This window comes from Streptomyces sp. NPDC093097, assembly GCF_044754325.1.
Lineage (GTDB): Bacteria > Actinomycetota > Actinomycetes > Streptomycetales > Streptomycetaceae > Streptomyces.
Genome location: NZ_JBIVOW010000001.1, coordinates 111,039 through 132,094, shown reverse-complemented (window position 1 = coordinate 132,094; position 21,056 = coordinate 111,039). Strand labels below are relative to the sequence as shown.

Genomic DNA, 21,056 nt, shown 5'->3' with positions numbered 1-21,056 from the left:
GGTCGCGGCGGGCGCCGGCCCGGCCGACGGGGTCCCCACGGAAGTGCCTTGCGTGGGGCGGGGGTTGGCCCGAGAGCGGAAAAGCGCCGGTGGGCGGGACGCGGGTCCCGTCCACCGGCGCTTCGTTGTCGCCCGGTCGCGCGGCTCAGACGAGCTGGACGCTCCGGGCGGCGATGATCGGGAACCAGGTGGAGCTGGCGTGGAAGCTCTCGCCGGGCTCCAGCACGGACGACTGCCGCAGGTCACTGCAGCCGACGGTGAGGAACACCCTCACCTTGCGGTCGGTGTGGTTGATGACATCACGCTGCCCCATGGTGTTGACGTTCAGCACGGAGTAGCACGTGCCGTCGACCGGGTTCGTGATGTTCTCGCCCTTGTCGTAGAACTCGATGGTCCCGGTGGTGGCCTGGGCGACGCCGGCCCCGGCGAACAGGGCCGTCGCCGCCAGGGCGGTGAGGAGCGGAGCACGACGGAGCACTCTGCGCATGGTTCTCCTTGGGCTGCTTGGTTCGGGTGAGGCCCGAAAATCCGGGCATGACCGAAACCGTAGCCACATCCGCTATTGCTCCAATATTTCCGCGATTCGCCTTGGGGCGACCGGAGTTGGGTATGACAGAGGGGACGCCGTCATACCTGAGAGCTACCTCCACAGTGAGCCCCTGAGAGTGACGCGCGCGGGGGCCGCGGACCATACCTTTTTGCTAGTTCGCCGAGTGAGCAAGCCGTCGAATGAGCAAGTCGTCGAGTGAGCACGTTCATCGGGTGAGCAAGTCGTCGAGTGAGCAAGGAACAAGGAAGGCGGGTCCCGTGCGAGCATCCCGAGTGCGCCGCGCGCTCGCGGTCGCCGTCGCGGCCGGCGCGATGGTCCTCTCCGTCACCGCGGCCTCCGGGTCGGCGGCCCGCAGCATGCCGACCGCGCCCCGCCTGCCCGCCGTCCGGGCCGACACCCTGGCCGCGCGGTACGCCGCCGACCACGACGTCATCGTGCGCTCCGAGCGCGCCGCGCGCCGCATGGGCGACACCTCCCGGGCGGACCATCTGGCCGGACTCGCCGCATCCGGGCGGCAGTTCCTCTCCTTCGACCCGCGAGACGACGGTCTGGCCGTGGAGGTGCTGGGCGATCTGGCGCACGCGGACCGCGTCGTCGTGCTGGTGCCCGGTTCGGACACCACCCTCGACACCTTCGATGAGATCGGCACCCGCTATGCCTCCGTGGCCGGCGGCGCCCGCACCCTGCGGGCGGAGATGCACCGGCTCGCTCCGGACACCAAGACGGCGGTGGTGGCCTGGCTCGGCTACCATGCCCCCCGCACCCTTAGCCGGGATGTGGTCACCACCGCTCGCGCCACCGCAGGCGGCAGCCAACTGCGCCTGCTGATGGGGCAGTTGAAGAAGGTCAATGCCGCCGCGCCGGTCACCTTGATGTGCCACTCCTACGGCACGGTGGTCTGCGGCAGCGCCGTCCAGCCCCCCGCCTCCCCGGCCGCCCCGCTGGATCGCCTCGCCGGGATCGTCGCCGTCGGCAGCCCCGGTATGGGCCTGCGGTCCGCCTCCGACATCGCGGTGCGGGTGCCGGTGTGGGCGGGCCGGGGCGCGGACGACTGGATCGCCGGGGTGCCGCACACCAGCGTGCACGTCCCCGGCGCCACGATCGGATTTGGTACGGATCCGGTCAGCCGGGGCTTCGGGGCCCGCACTTTTGACGCCGGATCGGGCGGCCACAGCGACTACTTCAAGCCAGGTGGGCTCGCGCTGCACAACCTCGCACTGATCAGTCTCGGCCACGGCGAGGCGGTGTCCCATGGCTGATCTCCCCCTGGGCCCCGGCGCGCCGCTCGATGTCCGGGGCAGGGCGGCCGCTTCGCCGCTGGGGCGGCTGCACGCGGCGGTCCGGCGGATCGACGAGGCCACCCCCGCCGGACGGGACCGGGCCGTCGACGCCCTGCGGGCCCTGGCCATCACCGGTGTGGTGCTGGGTCATTGGCTGGTCAGCGCGGTGGCACTGCGCGCGGACGACCATCTGATGGGCGCCAGCCCGCTGGCCTTCATTCCGGGTCTGACCCCGCTGTCCTGGGTGCTCCAGACCCTGGCGGTCTTCTTCTTCGTCGGCGGCCGGGTCGCGTCCCGGGGCTACGCCTCCGCGCGGGCCCGCGGCGTCGGTTACGGCACCTGGCTGTGGCAGCGGATGCGCCGACTGGCCGGTCCGGTAGGCGTGTTGCTCGGCCTGTGGCTGCTGGTCCTGGCGGGCATGGTGGCCTCCGGTGTCGCACACGAGACGATCTACACGCTGCTCAAACTCGTCCTCTCCCCCCTGTGGTTCCTGCTGGTCTTCGCCCTGCTGACGGCGCTGACGCCGCTGGTGTACCGGGCGGGTGTGCCGGCCGCCGTGCTGGGCGGCGGCTATGTCGCCGCGACGGACGGCGCCCGGCTGCTGCTCGGCGACGGCGGCTGGGTGGACACCGCCCGTCAGTTCAATGTGCCCGCCGGCTGGTTGGTGCCGTTCGCGCTGGGCGCGGTCTGGGGCGCGGGCGGGCTCGCCCGGCGCCGGTACGCCGTGGTGCTGCTGGTCGCCGGTGCCGCGGGCACCGCGGCGCTGGTCCTGTGGGGCGGCTACCCGGCGAGCATGGTCGGCGTGCCCGGCTCGCAGCTCTCCAACCTCAATCCGGTCTCGCTCGCGGCCGTCGCCTTCGGCCTGGCCCAGTGCGGTGCCGCGCTGCTGTTGCGCGGTCCGCTCCGACGGATGCTGGGCGGGGCGGACGGCCGCCCGGCCGGCCTTTCGGGCGTGGCCGAACGACGTGCCAGGCCCCGCCAGTTCGCCTGGGCCGCGATAGCGCTGACCAACGTCTCGGCGATCACGATATTTCTCTGGCACCAGACGGCCATGCTCGCGGTGACCGTTGTCTCACTCGCTCTCGGAAGACCGCTGTTCGGATTGCATACCAACCCTGATCACCCACTATGGGTGGTTGCCCGGGTTGGCTGGATTCCGCTGTTCGGGATTGTGCTCATCACACTGTGCATTACGTTCGGCGACGCGGAGACGAGGTTCCGGTCCGGACCTGCATGAACCGGTCGCACGGACCCGAATAAACCAGGCAGTACGAGCACGGAAGTACCCGCAGTGGGACCTTCCGGTATCCACTTGGAGGAGTTATGCAACACATATCGGTCGACTCACTGCGGGAGCTGTACGCCAAGTACGAAGTGGACCTGCGGAAGGTCAAGAACGACCAGCGCAGTTTCCTGGCCGAGCGCGGCAAGGCGATGAAGCCGCAGCTCGACGACGTCGAGGCCGAGATCACCTACATGCGGCTGCGGGAGCTTCGGCCCGCGAAGGTGGTGGAGATCGGCACCTTCTACGGCTGGTCCACCATGTGGCAGCTCAGCGCGCTGCGCGACAACGGAGCCGGCCACCTCTACTCGTTCGACATCGTGGACCACGTGGTGCGCAACGTCCCCAAGGACCTCGCCGAAAGGTGGACGTTCACCAAGGGAGACGTGCGCGAGAACATCGGGGTGATTCCCGATGACACCGAGTACCTCTTCATCGACGCCGACCACGGTGCGCGCTTTGCGCGGTGGTACATCGAGAACCTCTTCCCGGCCGTTCCGGGCGGTACGCCGACCAGTGTTCACGATGTGTTCCACGGCCGTCGTCCCAAGCCTCTGAGCGAGGGCTCCGTCATCATCAAGTGGCTGGCCGAAAAGGGCATTGAATTCTTCACGCCGTCGCCCGCCAAGGCTCCCGAGGTTTTCGCGGAAATAGCGAAGATCAAGAAGGATCTGGGGCTGGACGAGCCGGTGCGCGACAGCCGCGACAACCCCATGATCTTCTTCGATCTGCCGAGCCTGTAAGTCCGACTCTCCCCGCGGACTCCGTAGGGAAATGCGCCGCCCCGTCCTGCCGTCGTAGGGCGGGGCGCGCTCCCACACCCCCATGAAAGGGGACCAGAAGGACGACCGAAGACACCTGGACGATACATACACCGCCGGATTGAGACATATCCACCATGACGGGATGCCGCGACTCGAGGGCACCAGGAGGCCAACTCCCGTCCGGTGCACGGCTGAAGTTGTGCGGGTTCACCATTTGGCCCGTTCCACTCCACCTCCGGCGACGTTATTTTTAGGCATAGATTCAGTCATCTGACGTATGCTCTGCCAGACATTCGCCTACCGTGATCCGTTGGTACGTTCGAGTACACGGGGAATGTGGGGAATGTCATGGGGGATGAGCTCTCCAGATCGGACTGGCTGAATTTCACGCTTCTTGGACCGCTGTCGGCACGAGCCGGGACACGGCCGGTCGCCATCGGCGGCCCGCGGCAGCGCGTCATTCTCGCGGCACTGGTCCTTGCATGGGGACGAGTGGTGTCCGTCGACGCACTGATCGACGCCGTGTGGGGAGAGGGGCCACCGGCCTCGGCCCGCACCCAAGTGGCGATATGCGTCGGCGCGTTACGCAAGGCTTTCCGGGCTGCCGGCTGGGAGGACCCGGTCATCGTGACGGCCCACCCCGGCTACCGGCTGCTCACCGAGCGCAGCCGGGTCGATGTCCGGGAATTCGAGTACCTGGTGGCCAAGGCCGGCGATGTCGCCCGGCGCGGGCGCCTGGAGGAGGCCGGCCGGCTGCACAAGCGGGCACTGGACCTCTGGACCGGGCGTCCGCTGACGGGAGTCGGCGGGCGACTGGCCGAGGACGCGGCGACCCGCCTGGAGGCCCAGCGGCTGTCCGCTTACGAGGTGTGGAGCGAGGCGCAGTTGGCGCTGGGCCGCCATCAGGAGCTCATCCCGGTGCTGTCCGCCGTGGTGAAGGACTATCCGCAACACGAGCAGTTCCGGCATGACCTGATGCTGGCGCAGTTCCGGTCGGGCCGGCGGGTGGAGGCGGCCGAGGGCTTCCGCGCCTGGCGCCGTGAGCTCGTCGAGGAGCTGGGCCTGGAGCCGAGCCTGTCGATGCAGCAGTTGCACAGTGCCATCCTCCGGGACGAGCCGAGGGCGGACGCTCCCGGCGAGCTGCCGCGGCCGCTGGCCGGCACCGCGGCCGTGCGTGCCGTCCCCGCCGAGCTGCCGCCGGACGTGCCCGCGTTCATCGGCAGGGAGGCGGAACTGCGCCAGTTGGACGCCCTGTTGGCCGACGGTGACGGCGGTTCCGCGCCGCCCTCCGGTTTCGTGACCGGTATGGCCGGTGTGGGCAAGAGCAGTCTCCTCGTCCACTGGGCGCACAGCGTGGCCGAAAAGTTCCCCGACGGTCAGCTGTACGTGGACCTGGCCGAGCACGAGCGGGCGGGGCAGCCGGTCACGCTGCACTCCCTGCTGGGGCGCTTTCTGCGCGCGCTCGGCGTGGACGGCGAGCATCTGCCGGTGGAGCAGGGGGAGCGGATCTCCCTGTACCGCAGCATGTTGGCCGACCGCCGCGTGCTGGTGCTGCTGGACAACGTCCGCACCATGGAGCAGGTGCAGTCGCTGACGCCCGGGAGCGGTCACAGCTGCGTCCTCGTGACCACCCGGGACCAGCAGGACCATCTGGCGGCCGTGCACGGCACGGTGCACCTCTCCCTGGACCTGATGACCGACGACGAGGCGGCCGAGGTCGTCCGGCGGATCGCCGGTCCCCAGCGGTGCGACGCCGATCCGGTGGCGGTCGCGGAACTGTCCGCGCTGTGCGAGGGGTTGCCGCTGGCGCTGCGGGTCGCCGCGACCCGTCTGGCGTCCAAGCCGCACTGGTCGGTGCGGTATCTGGTCAACCGGCTCTCCGACGAGTCCCGGCGGCTGGACGAGCTGTCCTCCGGCGGCCAGGAGGTGCGGTCCAGCTTCGCGTCGAGCTATCACGCGCTGCCCGAGGACGTCGCCCGCATGTTCCGCTCGCTGGCCCTGCTGGAGATGCCGGACTTCGCCGCCTGGGTCGGGGAGGCGCTGCTCGGCCTGCCGACGGCCGAGTCCGAGAAGCTGATGGAGCAGTTGGTGGACGTCAACCTGCTCTCCGTCGTCGGCATCGAGGACACCGGCACGGTGCGCTACCGCATGCACGGTCTGCTGCGGTTGTACGCCCTGGAGCAGGCGTGGGCCGTCGGCCCGGCGCAGGAGACGCAGGAGGCACAGGAGGCGCAGGAGGCGTACCAGCGTGCCTGGCGCATCGGGATCCCGCGGGCGAGGGAGGCGCTGCAACTGCGGGACGCGGGGCTCGATTTCGGTTTCTGCCGATAACGGGTGCATACCCCGGTGGCCTAGCGTGGTCCGCGGACAAGGGGGGTGGGGGTCGTCCCCGCCCCCTGCCACGACCAGGAGGTACTCGTGCGGAAGTCCACGTTGCGCGGTCTCGCCGTGGTGTCGGCGCTCTCGTCCGCGATGGTGCTCGGCCTGTCCGGTGTCGCCGACGCCGCGACCGGTACGGTCGAGTTCATCCGGGGCGCCGACGGCCAGGACCTGCACAACCCGAAGAACGGCACATGTGTGGACCTGCGCAAGGGGCACACGTTCGGTCCGCAGGGCGTGCTCAACCACACCGACACCAAGGTCACCGTCTACCTGGACGAGACGTGCTCGACGGTCTCCGATCCCCGTGCGGTGGTCGCCCCGGGGAAGTCCTACCGGCTGAGCGACAGCTGGTATCCCGGCATCCTCAACCTCGGTTCGATCAAGATAGGTTGAGCGCGGCGTCCCTCGACGACGCGCGCACGCGCCGTACCCCGACGCCGGTACCGGACCCCAGGTCCGGGCCGGCGTCTTCCGTTGTCTGTGATGAGGTAGCCCCATGACCAACTCCCTTCATCCGCCGGCCCGGCAGGCCGAGCTGCACCGCACGTGGGTGCGCCGTTTCCGGCCGGCGAGCGACCCCCGGCTGCGGCTGGTGTGCTTCCCGCACGCCGGGGGCGCCGCCAGCTTCTACCGGACCTGGCCCCAGTGGCTCGCCCCGGACGTCGAGGTCGGCGCGGTGTGCTATCCGGGGCGGGAGGAGCGCATCGCCGAACCCTGCATCGACCGGATGGCGGAGCTCGCCGACCGGATCGCGGCCGCGCTGGTTCCCTGGCTGGACCGTCCGCTGGTGTTCTTCGGGCACAGCATGGGCGCTTCGGTCGCACACGAGGTGGCACTGCGCCTCGAGGCCCGTTTCGGGCAGGTCGTCCAGCGGCTGATCGTCTCGGCCCGTGCCGCGCCCTCGCATCTGCGCCCCACCGGCGTCTCTAGTTGGAGCGATGAGGAGCTGCTCGCCCACCTCCGCGCGCTGGGCGGCAGCTTCTCGGCGGCGCTGGACCACCCCGACCTGCGGGACCTGATGCTGCCCATCATCCGCTCGGACTACCGTCTGGTCGACGGCTACGAGCCGTACGCGCCGCCGCTGCTCAGCGCGCCGGTGACCGGCTACCTCGGCGCGGAGGACCCGCATGTGACGGAGGAGGACATGCGTGCCTGGGCCGCCACGACGCGGGCCGGGCACACGCTGACCGTCCTCCCCGGGGACCACTTCTATCTGATGCCGCAGGCGGCCCGGGTGGTCACCGAGATCGACGGACTGCTGTCCCGGCACTGACCGGTCCGCCGGTGGTGCGGGGGTGGCCGGACGGCCTCCCCCGCACCGCCCGCGGGGCTCAGCCGGTCGGCGCGGGGGGCGGGGACGTCCGCCGGATCCGGGGCGCGAGGATCCCGGCGATCTCGGCGGCCGGCCCCGGCTCCATCATCTCGGCGTGCGCGCAGTCCACTTCGACCCGCTCGATCCGGCCGGCCACGAACTCCTCCCACGCCTCGGGCACCACCGCCTCCAGACGGTTGCGCGTCGCCAGCACCAGCAGCAGGTCCGAGCGGAGCAGTCCGGGCTTGCGGTCGGCGGCCAGCCAGGCGTTGTTGATGCTCACCTCCAGCGCGGCGGCCCGGTGTTCGCGGCCGAGGTACCGCAGTTCGCTGTTGCCCTCCCCGTACCACTCGACGATCTGGGCGCGCATCTGGTCGGGGGTGGGGGCCGCGGGGGCGCCGTCCGGGATGCCGTAGATCCCGCCGTAGCCCTCGTACATCTGGGCAAGGATCTCCTCGGGGGTGCCGGTGCCCTTGCCGCCGTCCTCGGGCGGTGAGGTGTCCAGCACCGCGAGCAGGCCGATCTCCTGACCGTCCGCCTCCAGCGCGGTGGCCACCGCGTGCGCCATCATCCCGCCCAGCGACCAGCCGAGGAGGTGGTACGGGCCCTCGGGTTGCACGGTGCGGATCTGCCGGGCGTAGTCCGCGGCCAGTTCGGCCATGGAGCCGGGCAGCGGCGTCGTGCCGTCCAGGCCGCGGGCCTGCACCCCGTACACCGGGTGGTCCGCGCTCAGCCCGCTGAGCAGCGTCGAGTACCGCCAGCTGAAGCCGGCGATCGGGTGGACGCAGAACAGCGGCGCGGCGCTGCCGGTGGTGCGCAGCGGCAGGATCACCTCGAAGGCGCTGCTGCCGTCCCCGTCGAGCTGTTCGCCGAGCCGGGCCGGGGTCGGTGCGGCGAAGACGTCGCGCAGCTCCAGCGGCCGGCCCAGGGCCTGGCCGAGCCGGTGCACCAACGCGGTGGCGAGCAGGGAGTGTCCGCCCAGCTCGAAGAAGTTGTCGTCCACCCCGACCCGCGCCACGCCGAGCACCTCGCCGAAGAGCCGGCAGATCAGCTCCTCCTGCGGCGAGCGCGGCGGCCGGTAGTCCCCGCCGGCCGGCGCCGCGGGTGCGGGCAGCGCCCGGCGGTCCAGCTTGCCGTTGGGGGTCAGCGGCCACTGGGCCACGACGACGAAGGCGCTGGGCACCATGTAGGCGGGCAGCCGCTCGGCGACCTCGTTCCGCAGCACCCTGGGGTCCAATTCCGCGGCGTCGGACGCCGGTTGGACGTAGGCGACCAGGCGCTGGTCACCGGGCCGGTCCTCGCGGACCATCACCACCGCCCGCTCGACGCCGGCGAGCCGCGCGACCGCGGCCTCGACCTCGCCCGGCTCGACGCGGAATCCCCGCACCTTCACCTGGGTGTCCGCCCGGCCGCGGAACTGCAACTGCCCGTCGGCGCGCCAGGCCGCCAGGTCGCCGGTCCGGTACATCCGGGCGCCCGGGCCGCCGAACGGGTCGGCGACGAAGCGCTCCGAGGTCATGCCGGGGGCGACCAGGTAGCCGCGGGCCAGCCCCTCGCCGGAGACGTACAACTCGCCCTCGGTGCCTGGCGGGACCGGTCGCAGCGCCCGGTCCAGGACGTACATCCGGTTGCCGGCGATGGGCCGGCCGATGACCGACGCCTCCGAGGCGTCGGGGACCAGCCGCGGCACGCAGCTCACGTCGCAGGTGGCCTCGGTGGGCCCGTAGGCGTTGATCAGCAGCCGGTTTCGGCCCCAGAACTCGGCCAGTTCGGGCGAGAGGACCTCCGCGCCGGTGATCACCGTGCGCAGTGCGGGCAGGTCGACCCGGGGCACCTGGGCCAGTGCCGACGGGACGATCAGCAGGTGGGTGATGTGCCGTTCGGCGAGGACGGCGGCGAGCTCCGGGCCGGCCGGGGTGCGCTCGGGCACGACCAGGCACGCGCCGGACAGCAGGGCCAGGCAGAACTCCGCGACCGAGACGTCGAAGCTCGGCGAGGCGCACTGGAGCACCCGGCTCTCGGGGCGCACGCCGTAGTGCGCGGACTGGTTGGCGGCGAGCGCGCCGATCCCGGCGTGGCTGACCACGACGCCCTTGGGGCGGCCGGTGGAGCCCGAGGTGAAGATCACGTACGCCGGGTGGGTCACCCGCAGCGGGGCCGTGCGGTCGGCGTCGCCGAGGTCCGTGCCGGGCAGCGCGGCCCGTTCGGCGGCGGTGCCCGGCTCGTCCACCGCGAGCACGGCCAGTCCGTCGACGTGCGGGACCCGGTCCGCCAGCTGCCGGGTGGTCAGCAGCAGTGCGGGCGCGCTGTCCGCCAGCATCGCGGTCAGCCGCTCGGCCGGGTAGTCCGGGTCCAGCGGCAGGTATCCCGCCCCGGACTTCATGACCGCGAGCACGCCCTCCAGCAGCTGCGCCGAGCGGGGCAGGGCCACCGCCACGTACTGCTCGGGGCCGATGCCGCGGGCGACGAGCTGCCGGGCCAACCGGTTGGCCCGCTCGTTGAGTTCGGCGTAGGTCGAAGACCGGTCGCCGGATTCCACCGCGGGGTGCTGCGGGGTGCGCCGCACCTGTGCCTCGAACAGTTCGGGGAAGGTGCCGGCCGGTGCCGCCCCGCCGGCCGGGGGCTCGTCCTGGAGCAGGGCGCGCCGCTCGTCGGCGGAGAGGATCTCCAGCCCGGAGACCGGTGCGCCGGGGTCGGCGGTGGCGGCGGCCAGCAGCCGGGCCAGCCGTTCGGCGAGCAGTGCCACGGTGCCGGGCTCGAAGAGGTCGGCGGCGTACTCCACGAGGCCGTCGATGCCCGCCGGGGCGCCCTGTTCGGTGTGGCTCTCCGCCAGGTTGAACGCGAGGTCCACGCGAGCGGCGCCGCCGGCCTCGCCCTCGACGGAGACCCGCACGCCGGGCAGGTCCAGCGAGCCGCGTTCGTTGTTCTGGAAGACCAGGGTGATCTGGGTGAGCGGGGCGTGCGAGAGGGAACGGCCGGGGTTGACGGCCTCCACGATCCGCTCGAAGGGCAGGTCCTGGTGGGCGTAGGCGCCCAGGGCCGTCTCCCGTACGCGGGCGAGCAGTTCACGGAAGCTGGGGTCGCCCGACACGTCGGTGCGCAGCACCAGGGTGTTGACGAAGAATCCGATGAGGCCGTCCAGCGCCCCGTCGGTGCGGCCGGCCAGCACCGCGCCGACGGGGATGTCGGCGCCCGCGCCCAGCCGCGACAGCAGCGCGGCCAGCGCCGCCTGGACGACCATGAACGCGGTGGCGTCGGACTGCCTGGCCAGCTCGGCGATCCGGGCGTGCAGTGCGGCGTCGAGCGTGAAGCGCGCGGTGGCGCCGCGCTGGCTGGCCACCGCCGGGCGGGGGTGGTCCAGGGGCAGTTCCAGCAGCTCCGGGACGTCCGCCAACTGCTGCTTCCAGTAGTCGAGTTGGCGTGCGGCGACGCTGCCGGGGTCGGACTCGGCGCCCAGCAGCTCCCGCTGCCACAGCGCGTAGTCCGCGTACTGCACCGGCAGCGGCTGCCACTGCGGGGCCCGGCCGGCGCTCCGCGCCCGGTAGGCCGTCGAGAGGTCCCGGGCCAGGGGCGCCATCGACCAGCCGTCGCTGGCGATGTGGTGCGTCAGCAGATAGAGCACGTGCTCGTGCTCGGAGACCCGGAACAGGGTTGCCCGCAGGGGCGGTTCGGCGGCCAGGTCGAAGGCGTGGTCCGCCGCCCGCGCCAGCGCGGCCGGCAGCGCCTCCTCCCCCGCCAGCTCGACGTACTGCGGCCGTACCTGCGCCTCGGGCCCGCTGAGCACGATCTGGCAGGGCTGTCCGGCGATCTCGGCGAACCGGGTCCGCAGCACCTCGTGCCGCTCCACCAGGTCCGCGAGCGCGGCGGTGAGCGCGGCGCGGTCCAGCTCGCCGGAGAGCCGCAGCGGCAGCGGGTTGTTGTAGGTGGTGCTGGGGCCGTGCAGCCGGAAGGCGAACCACAGTCCGCGCTGGGCGTAGGACATCGGGAGCAGTTCGGGCCGCTCCCCCGCCACCAGCGGCGGCCGGGCGGTGTCCGCCCCGGTCAGCCGCGCGGCCAGCCCGGCGACCGTCGGCGCCTCGAAGACCGTGCGCACCGACAGCTCCACGCCGAAGGCGGCCCGGACCTGGCTGAGCAGCCGGATCGCGGTCAGCGACTGGCCGCCCAGCTCGAAGAAGCTCTCGTCCACCGAGCGGCACGGCCGGCCGAGCACCTTCTCGTAGAGACCGCAGAGGATCTCCTCCACCGGGGTCTGCGGTGCCTGCGGGCCCGTCGCGGCGGGCGCGCCACCGCCGTCGGCCGCCTCCTGCGCAGGAGCGGCCGCCGGGAGACGGCGGAAGGCGGACGGCAGGGTGAACGCGAGGTCCGCCGCGCTGCTCTCCGGGGCGGCCACCACCCCGTTGATCACCGTGGTGAGCGCGGTGAGCACCGCCTCCGCCTCGTCCTGCTCGACCAGGTCCGGCTGGTATTCGAGCTCGATCACCAGCCGCTGCCCGGCCAGTCCCGCGATGACCCGCAGCGGGTAGTGCGCGGCGTCGTGCCCGGTGGCCACGCCGACCCGCACACCGGCGTACGACGGGCGGGCCGCCGCGTCGTCCGGGTAGTTCTCGAACACCACGAAGGTGTCGAAGAGGTCCCCCAGCCCGGCCGTGCGCTGGACGCTCCCCAGCCCCACGTGGTGGTACGGGAGCAGGTCGGCCTGTTCCCGGCGCAGCCGGTCGAGGTTCTTGAGCACCGACGCGGTGGGGTCCAACTGCACCCGCACCGGGATGGTGTTGATGAACATCCCGATCATCGTCGCGATACCGGGTATCTCCGGCGGGCGGCCGGAGACCAGCGTTCCGAACACCACGTCGTCCCGGCCGGTGAGCCGGCCGAGCACCATCGCCCAGGCCCCCTGGACCAGGTGGTTCACGGTCAGGCCGCGCTCGCGCACCAGCGCGTCGAGGTCCGCCCCGAACGCGGCGGGCAGGGTGGTCCGCACCCGGGCGGGCACGGCGGGCACCCGGGCCGGGTCCGCGGGGAACGCCAGCGTGGGACCCGGCAGGCCGTCCAGCGCCTCCCGCCACGCCCGCTCGGACGCGGCCCCGTCCCGCTGCGCCAGCCAGTCGAAGTAGGTGCGGTGCGGTACCGGCCGGGTCAGCGCCGCGTCGTCGCCGTTCCCCTCGTACAGCGTGAACAGCTCGCGGATCAGCACCGGGGCCGACCACCCGTCCAGCAGCATGTGGTGGCTGGTCATCACCAGCCGGTGCTGCTCCGGGCCCAGCCGCAGGAGGGTGAAGCGCAGCAGGGGCGGCTGGTCGAGCGGGAAGCGGCGGGTCCGGTCCGCGGCCAGCAGCTCCTCCAGGCGCGCGTCAAGGTCCGCGGGGCCGGCGGTGAGGTCGATCTCCTCCCACGGCAGCGGCACCTCGCGGTGGATCACCTGCATCGCCTGCCCGTTCTTGCGCTGCCGGAAGCCGGCGCGCAGGTTGGGGTGGCGGCGGAGCAGGGCCGTCGCGGCGGTCTTGAGCATCGCCGCCCGCAGGGGGCCCTCCAGGTTGAGGACCATCTGCGTGTTGTAGACGTCGACCCCGTCGCGGTCGTAGAGGGAGTGGAAGAACATGCCCTCTTGGAGCGGGGTCAGCGGCAGCACGTCTTCGAGTGCGGGCCGGTTCATCAGAGCATCCTCAGTTCGGCTTCGAGTTCGTCGATCTCCTCTTGGGAGAGACCGAGGGAGAGATCGGAGGGGCTGTGGCCACCGGCGCCGGTCCCCTGCGTGTGGGCGGTCAGGGCGTCCAGGGCGGCGAACCACAGCTCGGCCAGCTCCCGGACGTCCGCTTCCGGCAGGATTCCGCCGGCCCAGGACCAGGTGGCCCGCAGCTGCGGCCCACCCGGGAGGTCCTGGGTGACCGCGTTGACTTCGAGCGCGTGCGCCAGCGGCATTCCGCCGTCCCGCGGTACGGGTGACGGGAGGCCGCTGACCATCGTCCACGGCCGGGCGGCCCCGGCCGCCGCCTCGCCTGTCGCCTCGAACCGGCCGAGGTAGTTGAACCCGATCTGCGGGGCGGGGTGTTGGGCGAGCGTCGGGCCGGTGCGCGGGTTGAGGTGCCGCAGCATGCCGTAGCCCACCCCGTTGCCGGGCAGCGCCCGCAGCTGCTCCTTGACCGCCTTGAGCGACTCGCCGACCGCCGGGCCGCCCGCCCGGACCTCGTCCCAGTCCGCGACGGCGGGCGTCAGCCGCACCGGATAGAGACTGGTGAACCAGCCCGCCGTGGCGGAGAGTTCGGCGCCGGGCACGATGTCCTCACGGCCGTGCCCCTCCAGATCGACCAGGACGCCGTCCGCCGCCGCGCCGCGCCGCCGGCGCCACTCGCGGGCGGCCAGCGCGAACCCGCTCAGCAGCACATCGCCCACCGTGGCGTGGAACGCCGCCGGCACGCTCGTCAGCAGCGGCTCGACGCGCTCCGGGGGGAGGCTCAGCTCCAGGTTCCGCACCGTGTCCGCGGTGTCGCGCCGGGGGTCCAACGCCCGTGCGCCCAACGGGGCTTCGCCCTCCGAGGCACCGGTGGCGATCCGGGTCCACAGTTCCAGACCCGCCTCCCACTCCGGTTCCCGCGCGGCCGCGGACAGCCGCTGCGCCCACGCCCGGAAGGAGGTCCCCACCGGGGCGAACTTCGGCTCGCGCCCGGCGACCGCCGCCTCCCAGGCCTCCCGCAGGTCCGGCACCAGGATGTGCCACGACACCCCGTCCACGGCCAGGTGGTGCGCCACGATCTGCACCAGCCCGGCCGCCTCCGGCCCGGCGTCGTACCAGACCAGCTGCACCACCGACCCGTCCTCCGGGGACAGCCGCCGCCGCGCCCGCTCCCCCTCCTCGGCCATGGCCGCGTCCCGTGCCCGGCGCGGCAGCCCCGCGACATCCACCCGGTGCAGCACCGAACCGGCGGCCACGGCGCCGCGCGGGGCCACGACCGGCTGCCAGGCACCGTCCTGACCGGTCGTCATCCGCAGCCGCAGCATGTCGTGGTGGTCCAGCCACCCCTGCGCCGCCGCGGTCAGCCGCGCCAGGTCGGCATCCGCCGGAACGCAGACCGCCACCGACTGGTTGAAGCCCGATACCGGGCCGTCCAGTTCGCGCAGCCAGTGCATGATCGGGGTCAGCGGGAAGGCGCCCACCCCGTCGTCCGCCGCGGCCGGTGCCGCACCGGAGACCTCGGTGGCGACCTCAGCCAGTTCGGCGACCGTACGGTGTTGGAAGACCTGCTGCACCGTCAGCGTCAGCCCGTTCTCCCGGGCCTGGGACACCACCCGCATCGAACTGATGCTGTCCCCGCCCAGCTCGAAGAAGCTGTCGTCGACGGTGACGCCGTCCAGGCCGAGGACCTCGGCGAACACTGCGACCAGGGTCTCTTCCCAGGGGGTGCGGGGTGCTCGCCCGCCGGTGCGGCCGGTGAAGGCGGGCTCGGGCAGCGCCCTGTGGTCGATCTTGCCGTTGGGGGTCAGCGGCCAGCGGTCCAGGACGACGACGGCGGCCGGAACCATGTAGTCGGGAAGCCCGGCGGCGAGCCGCGCACGGAGGTCGGCCGGCTCGGGCGCCACGGCGTCCGCGGCGGTGACATAACCCACCACCTTCTGCCCGCCGCTACCGTCCTGCCGCGCCACCACCAGGCTGTCGGCGACGCCCTCGGCGGCGGACAACGCGGCCTCGATCTCGCCGAGTTCGATGCGGTGGCCGCGGATCTTGACCTGGTTGTCGGTGCGACCGAGGTACTCCAGACTGCCGTCCGCCGCCCAGCGGACGAGGTCGCCCGTGCGGTAGAGACGCGAGCCCGGGGCGCCGTAGGGGTTGGCGATGAACCGCTCCGCGGTCAGGTCAGGACGGTTGAGATAGCCGCGGGCCAGCCCGGGACCGGTGGTGTACAGCTCGCCAGGCACCCCCGGAGCCACGGGACGCAGCCCGCCGTCCAGGACATAGACCTGGGCGTTGGCGATGGGGTCACCCATGGGCGGCGTGACCGCACCGGCCAGCGGCCCGCTCATCGTCGCGCAGACCGTCGCCTCGGTCGGACCGTACGCATTGATCATGCGCCGACCCACCGACCACCGGCCCACCTGCTCCGGCGGACAGGCCTCCCCCGCCACCACCAACGTCATGCCCTCCGGCAGACCCGCGGGCGGGAGAACCCCGAGCACCGCAGGGGGCAGGGTGGCGTGGGTGATCCGCTGTTCGGTGAGCAGCGTTGCCAGTTCCTCGCCGCCGGCCGCGATCCGAGCGGAGGGCGCCATCACCAGCGTCGCGCCGTGCGTGAGCGCCATGATCAGCTCCCATGTGGCGGCGTCGAAGCTGAGAGAGGCGAACTGCAGGATGCGCGAGCCCGGTTGGACATCGAGATGGCGGGTGTGCGCTTCGGCGAGCGAGGCGATACCGGTATGGGTGACGATCACGCCCTTCGGACGGCCCGTGGAACCCGACGTGTAGATCACATACGCCGGGTGATGCAGCTCCAGCGGCGCCCTGTGTTCGCTGCTGTCGATCGGGGTGGCGGGAAGGTCGCCAGTCATCGCCTCGATGGCGTCCAGCAGGACGCGCGGGTGACTGGTAGCGGGGAGGTCGACCCCACTGGTCGTGATGACGCACGTCGGGTCGGCGTCATCCAGCATGTAGGCGATACGGTCCGCCGGATAGTCAGGGTCGATGGGCAGATACGCACCACCGGCCTTGTGAATGGCAACCGCCGCCACCACCATGTCCGTCGACCGAGGCATCGCCAGAGCCACCAACCGCTCAGGCCCCACCCCACGCCCGATGAGCAGCCGAGCCAACCGATTGGCACGCTCATCAAGCTCCCGGTAGGACACCACGGTGTCCTCGAAGACCACCGCCTCCGCCTCCGGCGTACGAGCCACCTGCGCCGCGAACAACTCCGGCATCGTCAACCCAGGAACCGAACATCCAGTGGCATTACGGCCGTTCAGCAGCTGCTGCCGCTCCCCCGCCGTGAGGATCTCCACCTCGCCCACCGCACGATCGGGGTCGGCCACGAGGGTCCGCACCATGCGGACCAGGCGCTCGGCGAGGGCCTCGGCGCTGCGGTGCTCGAAGAGGTCGGTGGCGTAGGTGAGCGCGCCGGCCAGGCCCGCGGGTTCACCGGTGGCGGTGCGCTGCTCGCGCAGGCCGAAGACCAGCTCGGACTTGGCGGCGTCCAGGGCGACCGGTTCCGTCTCCAACTGGAGACCGGGCATGCCCGGCGCACCGGCCGCGCCCTCCTCCAGGTTGAGGGACACCTGGAAGAACGGGGTGTGGGAGAGCGTGCGGGTCACGCCGGCCGCGTCCACGACCCGCTCGAACGGCACGTCCTGGTGGGCGTAGGCGGCCAGGTCGGACTCGCGGACGCGGTCGAGCAGTTCGCGGAAGGTGGGGTTGCCGGAGACGTCGGTGCGCAGGACCAGGGTGTTGATGAAGAAGCCGACCAGGTCTTCCAGGGCCTCGTCGGTGCGTCCGGCCACCGCGGTGCCGAGGGGGATGTCGGTACCGGCCCCCATGCGTGCCAGGAGGGCGGCGAGCGCGGCCTGGAGGACCATGAACACGGTGACGTCGCCGGCGCGGGCCAGCTCGGTGATGCCGGTGTGGAGTTCGGCGTCCAGCGCGAAGTGGGCGGTGGCGCCGCGGTAGCCGGCAACCGCAGGGCGGGGACGGTCCAGCGGCAGTTCGAGGAGTTCCGGTGCTCCGCTCAACTCCTCTCTCCAGAAGTCGAGTTGCTGCGCAACGACGCTGCCGGAGTCGCCCTCGTCGCCGAGCACCTCCCGCTGCCACAAGGCATAGTCCGCGTACTGCACCGGCAGAGCCCGCCAGTCAGGCGCCCGACCCGCGACACGCGCCCCGTACGCCGCGGACAGGTCCCGCGACAGCGGACCCATCGACCAACCGTCACCGGCGATGTGGTGCAGCAGCGTCAGCAGGACGTGCTCGCGCTCACCGACCCGGAACAGCGTGAACCGCACGGGCACTCCGGCCGCGAGGTCGAATCCGAACGCGGCCCGCTCGGCCAGCACCGCCGCCAACCGCTCCGGACCGTCCAACTCGACGAACTCGACCGCGGGCCAGTCCTGTTCGGCGTCCAGGACCACCTGGCACGGTTCACCGTCCCGCTCCTCGAAGCGCGTGCGCAGCACCTCATGGCGCCCCACCACATCGACGACGGCCGCCGCCAGGGCAACACGGTCCAGGTCACCGGTCAGCCGGACGGCGACCGGGATGTTGTAGGTCGGGCTGGGGCCCTCCACCTGGAAGGCGAACCACATCCGCCGCTGCGCGAACGACAGCGGCAGCCGGTCCGGCCGCGCCACCGGCGCCAGCGCGGCCCGAGCCGTCCCCGCGTCGGCGATCCGGGCGGCCAACTCGGCGACGGTCGGCGCCTCGAAGACCGTCCGGACGGACAGTTCGACGTCCAGTGCGGTGCGGATCCGGCTGGTCAGCCGGGTGGCCAGCAGGGAATGGCCGCCCAGGGTGAAGAAGTTGTCGTCGACGGTGACGGTGTCCAGGCCGAGGACCTCGGCGTAGACGCCGGCCAGGATCTCCTCGCGGGGCGTGCGGGGAGCCCGTCCGGTGCCGGTGGTGCCGGCGAACGAGGGGGCGGGCAGGGCCTTGCGATCGATCTTGCCGTTGGGGGTCAGCGGCCAGCCGTCGAGCACCACGAAGGCGGCCGGGACCATGTAGTCGGGCAGTGCGGTCGCGAGGTGGGCGCGGAGCTCGGCGGGTTCGGGGGCCGTGCCGTCGGTGGTGACGTAGCCCACCAACTGCTGCCCGGTGGCCGTGTCTTCGCGGACCATGACCAGTGCGTCGGTGACATGGGCGGCTCGGGACAGGGCGGCCTCGATCTCGCCCGGTTCGATGCGGAAGCCGCGGAGCTTGACCTGGTTGTCGCTGCGGCCGAGGTACTCCAGGGTGCCGTCGGCGCGTCGGCGCACCACGTCGCCGGTGCGGTAGAGCCGCGAGCCGGGCGGGCCGTAGGGGTCGGCGACGAAGCGTTCGGCGGTCAGTGCCGGGCGTCCGAGGTAGCCGCGGGCCAGGCCGGGTCCGGCGGTGTAGAGCTCGCCGGCGACTCCCGTGGGCACCGGGCGCAGTGCGCTGTCCAGGACGTGGATCCGCCCGTTGACGACCGGGCCCCCGATCGGCGGGGTGCCGTCGCCGGTCAGGGGGTCGCTCATGGCGGCGACGACCGTGGCCTCGGTGGGGCCATAGGAGTTGATCATGCGGTGCCGCCGGGACCACCGGGCGGCCAGTTCGGTGCCGATCTTGTCGGCGCCGGTGGCCAGCGTCCGCAGGTGCGGCAGCTCGATCTCGGCGGGCAGGGTGGCCAGCGCCGCGGGCAGCATCAGGGTGTGGCTGATCCGCTCCTCGGCCAGCACCCGGGCCAGTTCCGCACCGGCCAGCTGCTGCCCGTCCGGCACCACGAGCGTGGCGCCGTTGGTCAGCGCCATGACCGTCTCCAGCACCGAGGCGTCGAAGCTGGGCGAGGCGAGTTGCAGCACCCGGCTGTCCCGGTCGAGGAGATAGCGCTCCGCCACACTCGCCGACAGGTCGCCCAGGCCGCGGTGGGTGACGACCACGCCCTTGGGGCGGCCGGTCGATCCCGAGGTGTAGATGACGTAGGCGGGGTGGTGGACGTCGAGCGGGGCGGAGCGCTCGCCGTCGTCCACGGCGGCGTCGGAGACTTCCGCCAGCCGCGCGGTGACGGCGGTGTCGTCCAGTACGACCTGCGGGCAGGACGCGGCGGGCAGGCTCGCGGCCGTCGTCGAGGTGGTCACCAGGCAGGTCGGCGCAGCATCCGCCAGCATGTAGGCGATCCGGTCCGTCGGATAGGACGGATCGACCGGCAGATAGGCGCCGCCCGCCTTCTGGACGGCCAGGGCCGCCACCACCATGTCGGCGGACTTCGGCAGCGCCAGCGCGACGATGTGCTCGGGGCCGACGCCGTGGGCGATCAGCAGCCGGGCCAGGCGGTTGGCGCGCTGGTCGACTTCCCGGTAGCTGAGCGTCCGGCCCCGGTACGTCAGGGCCGGCGCGTCGGGCGCGGCCGACACCCGCGCCTCGACGAGCGCCGGCATCGTACGGGCGGCGCCGTCGCGGGCGGTGTCGTTCCAGCCGGTGAGGAGCTGTGCCCGCTCCGCCGCCGCGAGGATCTCCACCTGCCCGACCCGGCGGTCCGGATCCGTCACCGCGGCGCTCAGCAGGCGCACCAGCCGGTCGGCCAGTGCCTGTGCGGTCTCCTGTGTGAACAGGTCGGTGGCGTACTGCACTTCGCCCTCGATGCCTGCCTGGCCGCCCCGGGGCGTGTGCCGCTCCCGCAGGGAGAAGGTGAGGTCGACCTTGGCGACGCCGGTGTCCAGGTCGCTGACGGCGACCTCCAGGCCCGGCATGGTGAACCCGCCCTCCGACGCGCTCTGCAAGGACAGCAGCGTCTGGAAGACGGGCGCGTGGGACAGCGACCGGACCGGGTTGACCGCCTCCACCACGCGTTCGAACGGGAGGTCCTGGTGGCTGAAGGCGGCCAGGTCGGTCTCGCGGACCCGGGCGAGCAGTGCCCGGAAGGTGGGGTCGCCCGAGACGTCGGTGCGCAGCACGACGGTGTTGACGAAGAAGCCCACCAGGTCTTCCAACGCCTCGTCCGAACGTCCGGCCACCGCCGTACCGATGGGGATGTCGGTACCGGCGCCCAGGCGCGACAGCAGGGCGGCGAGCCCGGCCTGAAGCACCATGAACACCGTGACCTGGCTCGCCTCAGCCAACTCCGCTATGCGCGCGTGGAGTTCGGCGTCCAGGGCGAAGCGCACCGCGGCGCCGCGGTGACTGGCGGCGGACGGGCGGGCGCGGTCCAGGGGGAGTTCGAGGAGTTCCGGCGCCCCGGCCAGCTCCGTCCGCCAGAAGTCCAGCTGCTGGGAGAGGACGCTGCCGGGATCGCTCTCCTCACCCAGGACCTCGCGCTGCCACAGGGCGTAGTCGGCGTACTGCACCGGCAGCGGCTCCCAGTCCGGTGCCTGGCTCGCGATGCGCGCCGTGTACGCGACGGACAGGTCCCGCGACAGCGGACCCATCGACCAGCCGTCCCCCGCAATGTGATGCAGCAGGATCAGCAGCACATGCTCACGCGCGGCGGCCCGGAAGAGCGTGAGCCGCACCGGCACCCCGGCCGCGAGATCGAACCCGTACCCGGCCCGCTCGGCCAGCACCTCCGCCAACCGCTCCGGGCCGTCCAGCTCCACGAACTCGACCGCGGGCCGGTCCTGTTCGGCGTCCAGGATCACCTGGCAGGGCTCGCCGTCCTGCTCGGTGAAGCGGGTGCGCAGTACCTCGTGCCGTTCCACCACATCGGCGACGGCCGCTGCCAGGGCCGTACGGTCCAGGTCGCCGGTCAGTCTGATCGCGATCGGGATGTTGTAGGTCGGGCTGGGGCCCTCCACCTGGAAAGCGAACCACAGCCGCCGCTGCGCGAACGACAACGGGTACATG

At 72.3% G+C, this 21,056-nt stretch carries 9 protein-coding genes; 6 read left to right on the top strand and 3 right to left on the bottom strand.

The window, feature by feature from the left end:
• Positions 1 to 145: 145 nt before the first annotated feature.
• Positions 146 to 487, bottom strand: a complete 342-nt coding sequence (locus ACIQE0_RS00520) for a hypothetical protein (RefSeq protein ID WP_366330121.1) — start codon at positions 485 to 487, stop codon at positions 146 to 148.
• A gap of 320 nt (positions 488 to 807) precedes the next feature.
• On the opposite strand from ACIQE0_RS00520, the gene ACIQE0_RS00515 reads away from it, so the two are divergent.
• The 6 genes from ACIQE0_RS00515 (at position 808) to ACIQE0_RS00490 (ending at position 7,531) form a co-directional block, all read left to right on the top strand.
• Positions 808 to 1,809 (top strand): alpha/beta hydrolase, encoded by a 1,002-nt coding sequence (locus ACIQE0_RS00515; RefSeq protein ID WP_402327985.1) that lies wholly within the window; start codon positions 808 to 810, stop codon positions 1,807 to 1,809.
• Positions 1,802 to 3,067 (top strand): acyltransferase, encoded by a 1,266-nt coding sequence (locus ACIQE0_RS00510; RefSeq protein ID WP_366330123.1) that lies wholly within the window; start codon positions 1,802 to 1,804, stop codon positions 3,065 to 3,067. Before ACIQE0_RS00515 ends, ACIQE0_RS00510 begins: the two co-directional genes overlap by 8 nt.
• 86 nt (positions 3,068 to 3,153) lie before the next feature.
• A complete protein-coding gene (locus ACIQE0_RS00505) occupies positions 3,154 to 3,855 on the top strand; it encodes a class I SAM-dependent methyltransferase (protein WP_384094732.1) in 702 nt (233 codons plus the stop codon).
• A gap of 369 nt (positions 3,856 to 4,224) precedes the next feature.
• Complete coding sequence (locus ACIQE0_RS00500) at positions 4,225 to 6,207, top strand: BTAD domain-containing putative transcriptional regulator (protein WP_402327983.1); 1,983 nt, start codon at positions 4,225 to 4,227, stop codon at positions 6,205 to 6,207.
• An 87-nt stretch (positions 6,208 to 6,294) separates the two neighbouring features.
• Entirely contained in the window at positions 6,295 to 6,651 is a 357-nt protein-coding gene (locus ACIQE0_RS00495) for a hypothetical protein (protein WP_402327981.1), read from the top strand.
• A gap of 103 nt (positions 6,652 to 6,754) precedes the next feature.
• Complete coding sequence (locus tag ACIQE0_RS00490) at positions 6,755 to 7,531, top strand: thioesterase II family protein (protein ID WP_402327980.1); 777 nt, start codon at positions 6,755 to 6,757, stop codon at positions 7,529 to 7,531.
• A 58-nt stretch (positions 7,532 to 7,589) separates the two neighbouring features.
• Here ACIQE0_RS00490 and ACIQE0_RS00485 read toward each other — a convergent pair whose 3' ends face one another.
• Positions 7,590 to 13,223 carry an amino acid adenylation domain-containing protein gene (locus ACIQE0_RS00485; protein WP_402327979.1) on the bottom strand — a complete coding sequence of 1,878 codons (5,634 nt, stop codon included), beginning with the start codon at positions 13,221 to 13,223 and terminating at the stop codon, positions 7,590 to 7,592.
• Positions 13,223 to 21,055: an amino acid adenylation domain-containing protein gene (locus ACIQE0_RS00480; protein WP_402327977.1), complete on the bottom strand. Its 7,833-nt coding sequence runs from the start codon at positions 21,053 to 21,055 to the stop codon at positions 13,223 to 13,225. Before ACIQE0_RS00480 ends, ACIQE0_RS00485 begins: the two co-directional genes overlap by 1 nt.
• Position 21,056 lies beyond the last annotated feature (1 nt).

What these genes read in the sequence shown, in the direction of transcription:
- ACIQE0_RS00520 (WP_366330121.1), bottom strand. Translation starts at nt 487, where the DNA reads ATGCGCAGAGTGCTCCGTCGTGCTCCGCTCCTCACCGCCCTGGCGGCG.
- ACIQE0_RS00505 (WP_384094732.1), top strand. Translation starts at nt 3,154, where the DNA reads ATGCAACACATATCGGTCGACTCACTGCGGGAGCTGTACGCCAAGTAC.
- ACIQE0_RS00485 (WP_402327979.1), bottom strand. Translation starts at nt 13,223, where the DNA reads ATGAACCGGCCCGCACTCGAAGACGTGCTGCCGCTGACCCCGCTCCAA.
- ACIQE0_RS00490 (WP_402327980.1), top strand. Translation starts at nt 6,755, where the DNA reads ATGACCAACTCCCTTCATCCGCCGGCCCGGCAGGCCGAGCTGCACCGC.
- ACIQE0_RS00510 (WP_366330123.1), top strand. Translation starts at nt 1,802, where the DNA reads ATGGCTGATCTCCCCCTGGGCCCCGGCGCGCCGCTCGATGTCCGGGGC.
- ACIQE0_RS00500 (WP_402327983.1), top strand. Translation starts at nt 4,225, where the DNA reads ATGGGGGATGAGCTCTCCAGATCGGACTGGCTGAATTTCACGCTTCTT.
- ACIQE0_RS00480 (WP_402327977.1), bottom strand. Translation starts at nt 21,055, where the DNA reads ATGTACCCGTTGTCGTTCGCGCAGCGGCGGCTGTGGTTCGCTTTCCAG.